General features: G+C 71.3%; 13 protein-coding genes. 7 read left to right on the top strand and 6 right to left on the bottom strand.

What is annotated here, in order from left to right:
* The first annotated feature begins 22 nt into the window (after positions 1-22).
* Both FDZ84_RS07245 and FDZ84_RS07240 read left to right on the top strand, forming a co-directional pair.
* Positions 23-1,153: a glycosyltransferase family 1 protein gene (locus FDZ84_RS07245; RefSeq protein WP_168589868.1), complete on the top strand. Its 1,131-nt coding sequence runs from the start codon at positions 23-25 to the stop codon at positions 1,151-1,153.
* A gap of 170 nt (positions 1,154-1,323) precedes the next feature.
* Positions 1,324-2,184 carry a glycosyltransferase family 2 protein gene (locus FDZ84_RS07240; RefSeq protein ID WP_168585265.1) on the top strand — a complete coding sequence of 287 codons (861 nt, stop codon included), beginning with the start codon at positions 1,324-1,326 and terminating at the stop codon, positions 2,182-2,184.
* A gap of 60 nt (positions 2,185-2,244) precedes the next feature.
* Here FDZ84_RS07240 and FDZ84_RS07235 read toward each other — a convergent pair whose 3' ends face one another.
* Complete coding sequence (locus FDZ84_RS07235; protein ID WP_168585264.1) at positions 2,245-2,601, bottom strand: hypothetical protein; 357 nt, start codon at positions 2,599-2,601, stop codon at positions 2,245-2,247.
* Between the two features lie 171 nt (positions 2,602-2,772).
* Here FDZ84_RS07235 and FDZ84_RS07230 point away from each other — a divergent pair, with 171 nt between their 5' ends.
* Both FDZ84_RS07230 and FDZ84_RS07225 read left to right on the top strand, forming a co-directional pair.
* Entirely contained in the window at positions 2,773-3,870 is a 1,098-nt protein-coding gene (locus tag FDZ84_RS07230; protein WP_168585263.1) for a sugar phosphate nucleotidyltransferase, read from the top strand.
* A 20-nt stretch (positions 3,871-3,890) separates the two neighbouring features.
* Positions 3,891-4,802, top strand: coding sequence for a DNA-3-methyladenine glycosylase (locus FDZ84_RS07225; RefSeq protein ID WP_210435460.1), 912 nt, complete (start codon positions 3,891-3,893; stop codon positions 4,800-4,802).
* A gap of 314 nt (positions 4,803-5,116) precedes the next feature.
* Here FDZ84_RS07225 and FDZ84_RS07220 read toward each other — a convergent pair whose 3' ends face one another.
* From FDZ84_RS07220 to FDZ84_RS07205, 4 genes are all read right to left on the bottom strand, one after another.
* Complete coding sequence (locus FDZ84_RS07220; RefSeq protein ID WP_168585262.1) at positions 5,117-5,653, bottom strand: NUDIX hydrolase; 537 nt, start codon at positions 5,651-5,653, stop codon at positions 5,117-5,119.
* The gene (locus FDZ84_RS07215; protein ID WP_168585261.1) at positions 5,650-6,993 is read right to left on the bottom strand and encodes a coenzyme F420-0:L-glutamate ligase; all 1,344 of its coding nucleotides are present in this window, start codon (positions 6,991-6,993) and stop codon (positions 5,650-5,652) included. The genes FDZ84_RS07220 and FDZ84_RS07215 overlap by 4 nt, the downstream gene beginning before the upstream one ends.
* The gene (gene cofD / locus FDZ84_RS07210) at positions 6,990-7,982 is read right to left on the bottom strand and encodes a 2-phospho-L-lactate transferase (RefSeq protein WP_168585260.1); all 993 of its coding nucleotides are present in this window, start codon (positions 7,980-7,982) and stop codon (positions 6,990-6,992) included. Before cofD ends, FDZ84_RS07215 begins: the two co-directional genes overlap by 4 nt.
* 172 nt (positions 7,983-8,154) lie before the next feature.
* Positions 8,155-8,916, bottom strand: coding sequence for a site-2 protease family protein (locus tag FDZ84_RS07205; protein WP_168585259.1), 762 nt, complete (start codon positions 8,914-8,916; stop codon positions 8,155-8,157).
* A 490-nt stretch (positions 8,917-9,406) separates the two neighbouring features.
* On the opposite strand from FDZ84_RS07205, the gene FDZ84_RS07200 reads away from it, so the two are divergent.
* Both FDZ84_RS07200 and FDZ84_RS07195 read left to right on the top strand, forming a co-directional pair.
* On the top strand, positions 9,407-9,721 hold the full coding sequence (locus FDZ84_RS07200) for a WhiB family transcriptional regulator (protein ID WP_223839945.1): 315 nt from the start codon (positions 9,407-9,409) through the stop codon (positions 9,719-9,721).
* Between the two features lie 140 nt (positions 9,722-9,861).
* Entirely contained in the window at positions 9,862-12,957 is a 3,096-nt protein-coding gene (locus tag FDZ84_RS07195) for a glycosyltransferase (RefSeq protein WP_168585258.1), read from the top strand.
* A gap of 377 nt (positions 12,958-13,334) precedes the next feature.
* Here the strand turns inward: FDZ84_RS07195 and FDZ84_RS07190 are convergent, their stop codons facing one another.
* Positions 13,335-13,808, bottom strand: a complete 474-nt coding sequence (locus FDZ84_RS07190; RefSeq protein WP_168585257.1) for a metallopeptidase family protein — start codon at positions 13,806-13,808, stop codon at positions 13,335-13,337.
* A 321-nt stretch (positions 13,809-14,129) separates the two neighbouring features.
* Between FDZ84_RS07190 and FDZ84_RS07185 the strand changes: the two genes are divergently transcribed.
* Entirely contained in the window at positions 14,130-14,489 is a 360-nt protein-coding gene (locus FDZ84_RS07185) for a DUF3499 domain-containing protein (protein ID WP_168589865.1), read from the top strand.
* The last annotated feature ends 48 nt before the right edge of the window (positions 14,490-14,537 follow it).

The following is a 14,537-nucleotide window of genomic DNA, read 5'->3' as shown; positions in this document are numbered from 1 at the left end:
GGTGCACAGAGGCGAGCCGCACATTCTCATCGACGCCACCGCAGTCCCCGCGGATCGAGGCGGCGTCGGCCGGTACGTCGACTCCCTGCTGGCGGCCCTGGACGCGGACGGCGCCCGGCTCACCGTCGCCTGCCAACCGCGCGACGCGGAGCTGTACGCGACCAGCGCGCCGCGCACCGAAGTCGTGCCCGCCACCGAAGCCGTCGCGACCCGGACCGCCCGCCTGACCTGGGAACAGACCACCCTGCCGCTGCTGGTGCGCCGGCTCGGGATCGACGTCCTGCACTCGCCGCACTACACGACGCCGCTGGCCAACCCGGCCGCGTCGGTGGTCACCCTGCACGATGCGACCTTCTTCACCAACCCGGCGGTCCACTCGCCGGTCAAGGCCAGGTTCTTCCGCGCGTGGACGCGCACCGCGCTGCGTCGCGCAACGCTGTGCATCGTGCCGAGCAAGGCGACCGCGGCCGAGCTGTCCCGCGCCGTACGTGCGGACCGCGCCCGCATGCCTGTCATGTACCACGGCGTCGACCCGGACCGGTTCCACCCGCCGACAACGGAGGAGATCCGGGAGGTGCGCGAGCGGCTGAGCCTGCACGACCAGCCGTACGTGGCGTTCCTCGGCGCACTGGAACCGCGCAAGAACGTGCCGGCGCTGATCCGCGGCTTCATGCTGGCCTGCCAGGGCCGCACCGACTCGCCGGCGCTGGTGCTGGCCGGTCAGCCGGGCTGGGATACCCGCGTCGAACGGGCGCTGGAGGCCGTGCCGCACCGGATCCGGGTGATCCGGGCCGGTTATCTGCCGTTCAAGCAGCTGGCCGGCTTCCTCGGCGGCGCCCACCTGGTCGCCTACCCGAGCATCGGCGAGGGCTTCGGCCTGCCTGTGCTGGAGGCGATGGCCTGCGGTGCCGCGGTCCTAACGACGCGGCGGCTGAGCCTCCCGGAGGTCGGCGGCGACGCCGTCGCCTACTGCGGCGTGGGCGCGGGCGACATCGCGGCTGGCCTGACGGAGCTGCTGGACGACCCGGCCCGCCGAGCCGCGCTGGCCGCGGCGGCCCAACTCCGCGCGAAGGAGTTCACCTGGGCGTCCTGCGCGACCCAGCACCGCACGGCCTTCGCCAGAGCCCACCACATCCACACCCGCACCCGCTGACCACGAGCAGCCCCGACTCGTGAGTGCTTTGGGGTGCCCTGGCGACCCCAAACGCACACGAGCCCTGACCAGGCAAAACGGGGCTTCTGCCGGTGCGCGGGCGATGAATTCCACATGGAACTCCGGTCGGGTGGCTGTCCGGTAGGCGGCGTTCGGCAGAATATGGTGGCGTGACCGACGCGCGCACCTACGGCGACGAACTCGCCGTTGTCTCCGTGACTTACTCCCCGGGCGAGACCCTGGAGCAGTTCCTCGACACGCTGAACAAGGCGACGGACCGGTCGGTCCGGGTGATCCTCGCCGACAACGGTTCCACCGACGGCGTTCCGGAACAGGCCGCCGCAGCACGCGCGAACGTCGACTTCGTGCCCACCGGCGGCAACCTCGGCTACGGCAGCGCCGCCAACCGCGGCATGGCCGAACTCGGCGACGAGTACGGCTGGGTCGTGGTCGCCAACCCCGACCTGGAGTGGAGTGCCGGTTCGCTCGACGAACTCCTGGCCGCCGCCAAGCGCTGGCCGCGCGGGGGATCGTTCGGCCCGCTGATCAAGGAACCCAACGGCGACGTCTACCCGTCGGCCCGGCTGCTGCCGTCGATCGGCCGCGGCGCCGGACACGCGCTGCTGGGCAAGATCTGGCCGAAGAACCCGTGGTCCAGCGCCTACCGCCAGTCCGAGGCGGCGATCACCGAGCGCCCGGCGGGCTGGTTGTCGGGTTCCTGCCTGCTGCTGCGCCGCGAGGCCTTCGACTCCATCGACGGCTTCGACCCGCGCTACTTCATGTATTTCGAGGACGTCGACCTCGGCGACCGGCTGGGCAAGAAGGGCTGGCTGAACGTCTACGTGCCGAGCGCGGAGATCATGCACATCGGCGGGCACTCGACCTCGGGCTCCTCGAAGCGGATGCTGGTCGAACACCACCGCAGCGCCTACCGCTACCTCGCCGACCGCTACCGGGGGCCGGTCTGGGCCCCGCTGCGGTTCGCGTTTCGCGCGGCGCTGACCGCTCGCGCGCGCATCGCGACGCGCTGAGTTCGAGTGGCGTCCTCCGCGCGGGAGTTGCCGCCGCAGTCCCGCGCTCGCAGCGCGGCCTCAGTGGGGGTACTGGTTCGCCTGCGAACCCAGCGGGCCGAACTCGTTCGGTCCGCGCTGCGTGTGGTACGGGTTCGGCGGCAGATGTTGCTGGCCCTGCCCGTAATCCTCCGTCGGCCAGCCGCCGTGCTGCGGCTCCAGCCGCTGGCGCAGGGACTGCTGCTGCGGGTGCTGCTGGCCCTGCGGCGGGAGCACCTGCGTGGCGTCCGCGGAGTCGGCCTGGTTGACGACCTCGCGCGGGATGCGAACGGTGCTCGCGGCATCCATCGGCGAGGTGGCATTGTCGGGGGTAACGACGAACGCGCCACGTGCCCGCGCGCGAGCAAGTGCTTCGTCGGCTCGGCGACGCGGGTCCATGTGGATGCCCTCTCAGTCGTTCGCAGTCGGTGGTTCGCGTGGGCTGGCGTCGAAGTGGGCACGGCCACTGTGGGCGGGCCCGGTGTTCATTATGCCGTTGCCCCTGCCAGAGTATTCCCCCTAATGGGTTTTCGTCACTGAAGTCCATCAGGTAGAGGAGGATCAACGCCGATGTCCGCGGATTCGCAGGACCCGGCCGCGTCGCCGACGGCGGAAGCGGTAGTGCTGGTAGGTGGTCGGGGCGTGCGGCTGCGGCCGCTGACCCTGTCGGCGCCCAAGCCGATGTTGCCGACCGCCGGAGTCCCATTCCTGAGCCACCTGCTGTCCCGGATCCGGGCGGCCGGCATCGAGCACGTGGTGCTCGGCACGTCCTACAAGGCGGAGGTGTTCGCGGAGCACTTCGGCGACGGCTCCGAGTTCGGCCTGCGTCTGGAGTACGTCGTCGAGCCGGAGCCGCTGGACACCGCGGGCGCGATCCGCAACGTCGCGGACCGGCTCACCGCCGACGACGTGCTCGTGTTCAACGGCGACATCCTTTCCGGGGTGGACCTGGCGAAGCTGCTGGAAACCCACCGCGGCGCCGCGGCGGACGTGACGATGCACCTGGTCAAGGTCGCCGACCCGCGCTGGTTCGGCTGCGTGCCCACCGATGCCGACGGGCGGGTCACCGCGTTCCTGGAGAAGACCGAGGACCCGCCGGTCGACCAGATCAATGCGGGCTGCTACGTGTTCCGCCGCGAGGTGATCGACACGATCCCGGCGGGGCGGCCGGTGTCGGTGGAACGCGAGACCTTCCCCCAGTTGCTGGCCTCGGGCGCGACCGTGCAGGGCTACATCGACACCTCGTACTGGCTGGACATGGGAACCCCGGCGGCGTTCGTCCGCGGCTCGGCGGACCTGGTGCTGGGCACGGCGCCGTCGAACGCGCTGCCCGGTGAACGCGGCGAGGCACTGGTGCTGGACGGCGCGGAGGTCGCCGCCGATGCGGAAGTCTGCGGCGGGACCGCGGTCGGCAAGGGAAGCGTGGTGGAGCCCGGGGCGCGCGTCGTCGAATCCGTGCTTTTCGATGGGGTTCGCATCGAGCGGAATGCCGTGATCGAGCGGAGCGTGATCGGCAGCGGCGCGACGATCGGTGCGGGTGCCGTGCTGCACGACGCGATCATCGGCGACGGCGCGCGGATCGGTGCGGACTGCGAACTGCTGAACGGGGTGCGGGTGTGGCCGGGCGTTGAGCTGCCCGACCGCGGCGTCCGCTTCTCCGCGGACTGACGGCGTACTTTCGGAGCAGCATGAGCGATGCCCTGACCCGAACCTGGCGCCCGTCGTACCCGCTGGACCTGCCGCGGGTGCTGGCGCCGTTGCGCCGGGGGAGCGGTGATCCGACCACGCGGGTGGATGCGTCGGGCGAGGTCTGGTGGGCAACCACGACCCGGACCGGCCCGACCACGCTGCGGCTGCAGAAGGACGGCACGGCAACGGTGACCGCGACGGCGTGGGGGCAGGGCGCGCGTTCCGTGCTGGACAACGTCCCGGACCTGCTCGGGGATTCCGATGACGACACCGGTTTCGTCGCGGTGCACGACGTCGTCGAGCGCGGCCGGCGCGCATCGCGGGGAGTGCGGTTGTGCACTTCGGGGCGGGTTTGGGACGTCCTGGTCGCCGCGGTGCTGGAGCAGAAGGTCACCAACCGGGAGGCGTGGCGGTCCTGGCGGGAGCTCTGCTGGCGCTTCGGCAGCCGCGCCCCGGGACCGGTGGCGAAGCTCTGGGTGGTGCCTGATCCGGTGCAGCTGCGCCGAATCCCGGACTGGGAGTGGCATCGGGCGGGCATCGACGGAGCCCGCCGCCGCACGCTGATCGCCGCCGCGTCGGTGGCCGGACGCCTGGAGCGAGCGGTCGAGCTGCGCGGAGTCGAGGGCCGGGAGCTGCTGCAGAAGGTGCCGGGCATCGGCCCGTGGACGGCGGCTGAAATCGCCCAACGGGCCTGGGGCGACCCGGACGCGGTCAGCGTCGGCGACTTCCACCTGCCGACGATCGTCGGCACGGCCCTGGTCGGCCACCCCGTGGACGACGAAGGAATGCTCGAAGCCCTGGCCCCGTACGAGGGCCAGCGCCACAGAGCGGTCCGCTACCTCGGAGCGGCAGGTGTCAACCGCTCCCGCTACGCCCCGAGAATGCCAATCCGCAACTACCGCACCATGTAAGGTCCGCCCGTCGTAAGGCCCGCCCGTTCGGAGGCCCACCCGTTCGGAGGCCCACCCGTTCGGAGGCCCACCCGTTCGGAGGCCCACCCGTTCGGAGGCCCGCAATTTCAATGGAAATCGTAGGCCCGATTTCCATTGAAATTGCGGCGATCGCCGCGACGACGTCCGCGGGAGCCCGGGGAAGCGCCCCGCTCCAAGACCGGTGAGGAGCGTCATGAGTCCGGCATTCCGCCCCGTACGCCCACCTAGCGGCCTCGCGACCCCAACCCGGAATTGCTCGTGGCCGCTACCCGGGCACTCGGTGCCGTCGTCGACTACCCGCGGGCTCGGGCCGCGGTGATCAGGGGGCCGAGGTCGGTGTCTTCGGGGAGCGCGTTCACCGGCCACCAGCGGAGGTCGAGGGACTCTTCGCTGCGGGCCGGCTCCGCGCCTTCCGGGGCTCGCACGATGAAGCGCACGTCAAAGTGGCGGGTCGGCTTGCCCAGCGAGCAGGTGATCGGGTGCACGTCCAGGTGCACCGGCTCCGGATCCACGACCAGACCGTCCACACCGGACTCCTCGGTCGCCTCGCGCAACGCGGCACCCGCCAGCGACGTGTCCGCTGGCTCGCAGTGGCCGCCGAGCTGCAACCACCTGCCCACCCGGGGGTGCAGCGTGAGCAGCACGTTCTCGCCCGTGGCGTCGAGCAGCACGGCCGACGCCGTCACGTGGCCCGGCTCGCACGCCCGCAGGCAGGCGTCCTGCCGGGCGTCCAGCAAGGTCAGGAAGGAGTGGCGCAGCGCCTCCTGCTGCGGATCGTCCGCTCGCCACTCATCGAGCACGCGCAGCGCGTCCGCGTGAAGTCCGCTCAAAGCTCCACCAATCCGTCGTCGAGAACCCGCGGCTCCCGGGGGCCGGCGACGGGCTCCGCGGCGTGGCCCACCGTCACCGCGCCCAACGGCTCCCAAGATTCGGGCAGGTCGAGCGAGGCCCGCACGACTTCCGGGCAGAACAGCGTCGAGGACACCCAGCACGAGCCGAGCTCCTCGGCCGCCAGCGCGACCAGCAAGCCCTGCACCGCCGCGCCGCCGGCGACGGTGAACATCTGCCGTTCCGCCTCGGTGCGCTTCGGGTCGGGGTAGTCGTGCGAGCCCTCGCGGACCAGGAACGGCAGCACCAGCTCCGGCGCCGCGTAGAGCAGATCGCCGCGCCCGACCCGGCGCTGCGCCGCCTCCTCGGAGAGGCCGTCGGCGCGCAGGTCTTCCAGCCAGGCGGTACGCATCGCGTCGAGCAGTTTCGTCCGAAGTGGACGATCGCGCAGCCAGACGAACCGGACCGGGCGGGTGTGATGCGGCGCGGGCGCGGTCAGCGCGGCACCGACGGCGCGGCGCATCGCGTCGGCGTCCACAGGGGTGTCGGCGAACGAACGCACCGAGCGGCGCAGCAGCACCGCCTCGCGGCGACCCTGCGCCAGCGCTTCCGCCGTGCCCATCCGGAACAGGTCTTCTTCGACGGGACGCACCAGGTCGCGGGCGCTCGACCCGTCGTCGGTGGTGGTCATCCCGCGCACCACGGCGACCGGGACCGCCCCCAGCTTGCCCTTGACCAGGTCGGCCGCCCCGGCGATCTCGTCGGCCACCGCGACCTCGGTAACCGCCAGCTCGTTGCCCTGCGAATCGGTGGCGCCCGCGTAGCGGTGCAGCACGCGCAGACCGGCGGCGCCGATCGCCACATCGGTCTGCCCGACCCGCCAGGCACGGCCCATCGTGTCGGTCACCACGACCGCGACCTGCACGCCGAGGCGCTCGGCGAGCCCGGCCCGCAGCTTGCGCGCGGACGCATCCGGGTCGTCCGGCAGCAGCGCGATCTGGTCCAGCGCGACGTTCGAGGCGTCGACGCCCGAGGCCGCCTGCACGATGCCGAGCTTGTTCTGGGTGATCATGAACCGCTCGCGGCGCGCCAGCACGTGGGTGGCCTCGGCCAGCACCAGCTCGCGGCGCAGCTTGTCGCGCAGTTCCGGGTCGCGGGGCGTGGACACCATCCGGCCCTCGACCTTCGACACCACCTTGCTGGTGACCACCACGACGTCGCCGTCGCTGAGCCAGGGCGCGGCGGCCGCGATCGACGCGGCCAGGTCGTCGCCCGGTCCGAACTCGGGCAGCCCGCCCACCGCGAACAGCTGCAACCCACCCGCGGCCGCGTGATCCTTCATCGCCCCTCCCGGGCAAGGTCGAATGCCGCCTGCGCCATCGCGGCGGTGGCGTCCACATCGGACATCAACAGCGGCACCGCGCGAACCCGCACCCCGGGGACGTCGGCCTCGTCGCCGGTGTGCACCAACCAGCCGTCCAGGATGCCCTCGTCGTCCTGCCGGGAGCCATAGTGCCGACCGACCGCCTCGGCGGAGCTGTCCACCCCGATCGCGGTCAGGCACGCGTCCGCCATGCCCCGCAGCGGCCGACCGCCGATGATCGGCGACAGCCCCACCACCGGAGCGGAGGTCTCCCGCAGCGCGGTGCGGAAGCCCGGCACCGCGAGCAGCGTTCCGATGCTGACCACCGGGTTCGACGGCGCCAGCAGCACGACGTCAGCCTGCGCGATCGCGTCCAGCACGGCCGGCGTCGGCTTCGCCTCGTCCGCTCCCACCGGCACGATCGCGTGCGCTTCCGGCTCCGCGCGGTAGCGAACCCACCACTCCTGGAAGTGCACCGCCCGCTGGTCGCCGTGGTCGGGGACGTCGATCGCGACGTGCGTCTCGACCCGCTCGTCGGTGACCGGCAGCAACCGGACCCCGGGCCGCCAGCGGTCGCACAGCGCCTCGGTCACCGCCGACAGCGAGTAGCCCGCGCGCAACATCCGGGACCGCACCAGGTGGGTGGCGATGTCGCGGTCGCCGAGCCCGAACCAGGTCGGCTCGGCGCCGTAGGCCGCCAGCTCCTCCTTGACCGACCAGGTTTCGTCGACCCGGCCCCAGCCCTTCTCGGTGTCGATGCCGTCGCCGAGGGTGTACATGCAGGTGTCGAGGTCCGGGCAGACTCGCAGCCCGTGCATCCACGCGTCGTCGCCCACGTTGACCACCGCGGTGACTTCGTGCTCGGACTCCTGCTGCGGTTCGCCGATCGCGGGCAAGCCCAACGCCGCTTTGACCCCGAGCAGGAACCGCGCGCCGCCGACCCCGCCGACCAGAACTACGACCTTCACGGCCCCGATCCTCGCACGCCCGCCGAACCCGAGGGCGAGAACCTCGATGTCTCCGAGGTCACTGCGCGAGCTGTTGCTGATCGTAGCTCTCCGCCGCCGATGGTTGGGTGGGCCGTGAGTGCTTTTGGGCGCTATGGCACCGGAAAGCGCTCACGGCCGGTCGGGCGGACGATCACAGGAAGCCGAAGATGCTGCGGAAAATCCCTTGGCCCAAGAAGGCCTGGAGCGCGTCGCCGCCGGCGAGGCCGAACACGAAGTAGGCGAGCCCGAAGAACGCCCTGCCGACGAACGGCACCCCGATCAGCAGCAGGAACAGCACCAGCGGCGCCCACGGCCGCGCCTTCTCGCCGAACCGGCGGGCCGGACCGGACAGCCACGGCTCGATTGCGCCGTACCCGTCCAGGCCGGGGATCGGCAGGATGTTCAGCACGAACGCGATCACCTGCAGGAAGGCCAGGTAGGACAGGCCCGCCGACAAGGCGGTCGGCATTGTCGGCACGACGGCCACGGCGATCGAGATCAGCAGGCCCAGCACCAAGTTCGTCAGCGGCCCGGCCAGCGACACCATCGACTCGGTGCGCCGGGACCGCAGCGCGTGGTGGTTGATCCACACCGCGCCGCCCGGCAGCGGGATGCCGCCGAGGGCCACGAACAGCAGCGGCAGCACGATGCTCAGGACCGGGTCGGTGTAGCGCCGGGGGTCCAGCGTCAGGTAGCCCTTCGCGCGTACCGACCAGTCGCCGCCGCGGAATGCGATGATCGCGTGGCCGAATTCGTGCAGGCACAACGAGGTCGCCCAGCCGCCGAGCACGATCAGCACCACGCCGCCGACCTGGGCGGCGTTGTTCTCCAGCGTGGCGAGCACGCCGCCGAGCACGGTCAAGCCGACGAGGCCGAGGAACAGGGGGCTTACGCGCAGAGCGGATTTGGTCACGTCCTCCAGTGTCCACGAACGACTCGGTGGCCGTCCGGGCTTGTGCCCCGGCGAAGATGATGTCCGGGTGGTATTCATGATCGTGGGGGCCTGGCGGTGCGGCACAAGGAGTACCGGCGATGCGCCGAATTGAGCTCATCCCCGAGGCGGAGAGGGATGTCCCCCTACGGAAGGTCTCCGCTTGACCGCAAGGAGCTACACGGGTGTAATCACAGCAGTGTCATTCGTCGCTGAAATGATCGTTTCTCGGGTGGAAGCCGGTTGGATCGTTGTGGCGGCGGCCGATCGGGTGCGGGAGACCCGGTCGGGTACCGGTCGATCGAGGCGCCGCCCGCGGTGAGAGGCAGGCAGCGCGGCCGATCGGCGACGGCACCGCCGCCGTCGAAGCGCGGAGTCCCCGCAGCGGGGACCGGCGACCTGCGAGCAGGAGTGCGTCCTGTTCCGGCCCTGGGGAGGGCCGGTGGGAACGGGAGAAATCGGGGGACCAACGATGTGGGAATCAGGAGATGGCCGCCTCGCGGAGCGTGGGGACGCCACCGCGGTGGAACTCGACGTCCTGGCCGAGCTGTTCGAGGCGACGGACGAAGAACAGGAATGGCAGGAGCGCGCGTTGTGCGCGCAAACCGATCCGGAGGCGTTCTTCCCGGAGAAGGGCGGCTCGACCCGGGAGGCAAAGCGCATCTGCGCGGGCTGCGAAGTTCGCTCCGAATGCCTGGAGTACGCGCTGCAGCACGACGAGCGCTTCGGCATCTGGGGAGGACTGTCCGAAAGGGAACGCCGGAAGCTCAAGCGCAGCGCGGTCTGACCGGTCGGGCCTCGCCGGCCGCGGTTCCGCTGCGACCACCAGCGAAAGCCCACCCCGTGAACGCTGTTTCATTCGGGGGTTTCTTCCGCTCCTGGTGCATTACCGTTGCGCGGTAGTGGATCAGTTAGCGGGAGGGCAATTTGGTCGCGCCGGTGCTGGCGGTGTTGGTCTGTCACGACGGGGAGACTTGGCTGCCGGAGGTCTTCGCGGCGCTGGGCGACCTGACGGAACGACCGCGGCACGTGGTGGCCGTCGACACCGGCTCGAACGACCGCACCCCGGAACTGCTCGCTCGAGCGCGCACGGATCGCGTCGTCGACGACGTGCTCACGATGCCGCGCGAAACCCGGTTCGGCGCCGCCGTCGCGGAAGCGTTGGCGCACGCGACGAAGAGGTGGGCCGATCCGGGGCGCTGGTTGTGGCTGTTGCACGACGATTCCGCACCCGAGCCTGAGTGCCTGGAGCATTTGCTGCGCGCTGCCGGGGAAGATTCGTCCGCCGCGCTGCTCGGCCCGCTCGGGTTGGACTGGGCGGATCCCCGGCTGGTGGTGGATGCGGGCCTGAGCACCGATGCTTCCGGGCATCGGCAGACCGGCATCGGACGGTCCGAACTGGACCCCGAGCTGGTCGGCGGCGCGCCACCGGCGTCCGGTGCGCTGGCGGTGGCGACGGCCGGTGCGCTGGTGCGACGCGATGTCTTCGAGCAGCTCAACGGCTTCGACCTCGATCTCGCCGACAACGTGGACATCGACCTGGGTTGGCGGATCAACCTGGACGGGCACGGCGTCCGGTGGGCTCCCGCCGCGCGGATGCGGCATGCGGTCGCGAGGCGCAGTCCCCGGGCCGGGGAGCGCGCCGACCAGGTCCGCACGTTCCTGGTCAACGCTCCGATGGGGGCGTTCTTGCTCGGCCTGCCGCGACTGTTCCTCCTGACGTTGTTGCGGATGTGCGGTTTCGCTGCTCTGCGGCGGTGGAGCGAGTCGCGCGCCGAGCTCGCGGTGTTGCGCAGATTGCTCGGGGGTCGGCTGTACCTGCTGGCAGGAAGGGTTACGCGCGCCGGGACGATCTCCATCCGGCACGGCGTCCGCGGCCTGTTCACGAGTCGGTTGGCGCGGCTTCGGAATTGGGCGCGCGCCGGGTTCGAGGGTTTGGTCCGCGAGCGGGTGCGGCGGGATCTGGCCTTGGGGCGGGAACCGGAAGGCTGGCGGATCAAGGCCGTTCCAGAAGGGCCGCCGCAGATGGCGAAGCCAGGGCGGTCGGGGCTGGTCGTGGTGCCGGTGCCGGAGACAGGGGGGCCGAAGCCGTCGCCGTCGAAGCGGGACGCGGCGCGGCCGGATCTGCTGGTCGTTCCGGTCGACCGCTGGCGGGTGCTGCGCGAGCTGTTGTTGACGCCGCCCGTGGTGCTCGCGGTCCTGCTGGCGGTATTCGCCTTGTTCACCAATGGATTGCTCGCGGACCGGTTCGGGGCCGGCCTGCAAGGCGGCAGGCTGCTACCGGTGGCAGATCTGGCGACGACGTGGCGCGACTACCTGGCGGCCTGGCATCCGGTCAACGGCGGCACCGGCGCGCCAGCGTCCCCGTCGTTGCTGGTGCTCGCGTTGTTCGGCACCGTCCTAGGTGGACCGTCGGTAGTGGTGTCGATCCTGCTGCTGTTCGGTGCTCCGCTCGCGGGGTTGAGCGCTTACCTGGCGACACGCGCGCTTCCGGTGTCCCGACTGCGGCGAGCCCTCGCCGCCGGTGCTTACGCCTTGCTGCCCGCGGCGTCGCTTTCCGCTGGGCAAGGCCGTTTGGACGTGGTGGTCGCGCACATTCTGGTGCCGTTGCTGCTGGCCGGGATCGCCTCGGTGGTCGGGCGGTCGGACGGGCATTGGTTGGGGACGGCGTGCCTGACTGCTTTGGGCCTCGCGGCGTTGGGTGCGTTCGCGCCGCTGCTGCACATCGCGTTGGTCGTGTTCGCCCTGCTGTCTTTCGTCGTGTTGCCCAGCGAAGGGCAGCGTGATCGACGCCGGCTGGCCGGGCTGGTGGCGGTGGCGCTGTTGTCCGTCGCGTGCCTGCTGCCGTGGCCTTCCGTCCTGCTGCGCAACCCGAAGATGGCGTTGCACGGGATCGGTGCGCGGGTCACCGAAGATCCGGCCGGGGCCTGGCTGTTGGCGTTGAGCCCGGACGGATCACCGACGAGCCTGGTCGGCGCGTTGTTCGTCCTCGCCGCGGTCGTCGCGCTGGTCACGGCCTGGTCCCCGCGGATGCTGCCGGGCGCGGCCGTCGCGATCTTCGGTTGGGCGCTGGCGGCTTTGGTGGACAATCTCCCCGCTCAACCGATCATCGGCGGCGTGAGCACGATTGGCTGGACCGGTGGACCGCTGGTGATCGTCGCGGCCGGGTGCGGCTGGATCGTGCTGGTGGCCCGGAAGCCGCGCGTGCCAGCCAAGATCCTGCTGCCGGTGCTGGCCATCGGCCTGCTTGGCCTGGCGATCAGCGCCGCGTTCGCCACGATCGGGGGGCCGCTGCGCGCACAGCAGAACACCACCGCGGATCTGCCAGGTTCGCTGCTGATCCTCGATCCCGGGCCGCAACCCGCAAGGCTCGTGGACGGCACTGGGCCCCGCTTCGGCGACGACGACCTCGCGTCGGTCGGCACGGCCGTCGACTGGCTCCGCCAGGTCGACGACGACCTGCAGTCCGGCAACGCCGCGCGGGTGCGCGGCGCGCTCGCGGCCACGGCGGCTCGCGGCACCGGGTTCATCGCGGTTCCGGCCGACTCCCGGATCCCGGAGCTCTCCGGCGGCCTGGCCACCGAGCACGAGCGGCTGCCCGACGGACGGCGCGTCCTGCAGTTGCAGATGCCGAGGAGCCAGGTGGAGCTGCTCGGGCCGGACCTCGCGCGGCAGGCGCGAACCGAGCCTGCCCCGACACCAGAGGCGAGGCCGTTGCCGGTCGCCGCCGAGCTGCCGCTGTTCACGGTCCGGGTGTCCGAGGGCGGTGCCGGTCGGGCGCTGGTCCTCGGCGCGGAGAACGAGCCCGGCTGGTACGCCCGGATCGACGGTCGGCCGTTCCCGCTGGCCACCGCCTGGAGCCACCAGGTGGCGATCCCGCTGCCGGGGAACGCGGCCGAAGTCCAGGTCGGTTACGCCGGGACCCCCCGCACGGCGCTGCTGGGCCTGCAGTTGGCGTTCATCCTGTTCACCCTCATCGCGGCGCTCCCCGAACGCCGCCGGACTCGATCCGGAAACACCTGACGCGCGGAGGATTCCCGTTTTTACCTGAACTCGGCGTTCTGATGTGGCAGCGCCCGCTCCGATTCCGCCTGCTGCCCGGAGGTTTCGGCTCGTGTCAGACGGCGGGCAGCTGAGGCCGCCAACATGCCCCGCTAGGCGCCTGTCGGCGAATGCCGTCCGCGCCTTGGAAGCGGCGTAGCCGCTTGCATTCACCTTGCCAAGACGACCGTCGGCTTTCTGAGAGGTTTTCTGGTGAGGACGGCCCCTCCGCCGCGTATTGGACATACATCAGGAGGGGCACCCGCAGTCCAGGGAACCTCTCAAGGCCGCTAAGCGACCACCCACCCAGACCATTCACCAACGGGTTGTAGGCGCCCATCACCGCCGGGAGTCGCTGGTCACTGGCCTTCGATGACGTCGGGGTCCAGCCCGAGGTAGGTCGCGACCTGCTCGACGAGCACGTCGTGCAGCAGGTCCGCCATGTCCATGCCGTCGCGCGCCCGTGCTTCCAGCGGCCGCCGGTACAGCACGATGCGCGCACGGGTCGGCAGCCCGCGCCGGTCGACGCCCGCCGGGACGAGCCGGGCCAGCGGCACGTTGGCGTCCACCACCACATCGTCGTCCCAGACCAGCTTCTCCGGGGTGGTGCTGGTGATCTCGGGTACCTCGTCGACGGCGACGTCTAGCTGGGTCAGCTCGGCGTGCCAGCGCTGCTCGATCGGTTCGAGGGCCTCCAGCACCAGCGCGTCGAACCGCTGCGAGCGGCTGCGCGACACCGGAACCGAGGACGGGTACAGCGGTCCGCGCAGGCCACGGCCCCGCCGGTCCCGACGGAAGCGGCTTCGACGCCGAGATCCACGTGCGGTCACCACGGGCCGAGGGTACGCCTTCGGCGGTCAAGGTCGGGACAAGCGTCAGGGAGGATTCGGTGCCTGTCTCCCAACTGCCGCCGCGCGATGGCCCCGACGGCAGCAGCGGCCGCCCTGTCCAGGCACAACTCGGGATCACGTGGCGGTGCGAAGCCGTTCGACCGGCGGACCCTCGACCTCCTCCCGCCAGCCCGGAACAACCACTGCGACCCGGACTGTTCGCGCAGAGCAGACAGGCCGGAAACAGTCGCTAGCGGCGCCTATCGCGAGCGGTTTCCGCGTGCCTGCGCCGCACGCCGGAGCGGGGACGCTATCGTGCGTGTCGTGCGGAGCGTGAGGCGTTGCTCGCGGACCGGGTGTACCAACCCGGCCGTCGCCACGCTCACTTATGCCTACGCGGACTCCACCGCGGTCGTCGGCCCCTTGGCCACCTACGCCGAGCCCCACAGCTACGATCTGTGCGAAGCGCACGCGCTGCGGCTCACCGTGCCGAAGGGCTGGGAGGTCGTGCGGCACGAAGGTGAGTTCGCGCCACCAGAGCCTTCCGACGACGACCTGACCGCGCTCGCCGAGGCGGTGCGGGAGGCCGGTCGCCCGGACCGGCCGGTCGAGGCCCACGGCCTCACCCCGGGCGGGAGCCGCCGAGGACACCTGCGGGCGCTGCCCGATCCGATCGACGAATGAATAGATCGTGACGAACGGCTCGCGCGGGCCAAGCTGGCTCCACCGGGC

The organism is Saccharopolyspora sp. ASAGF58, assembly GCF_012277335.1.
Taxonomy (GTDB): domain Bacteria; phylum Actinomycetota; class Actinomycetes; order Mycobacteriales; family Pseudonocardiaceae; genus Saccharopolyspora; species Saccharopolyspora hattusasensis.
Note: the sequence above shows the minus strand (reverse complement) of the source record. Positions and strands in the feature narration are given on the sequence as shown.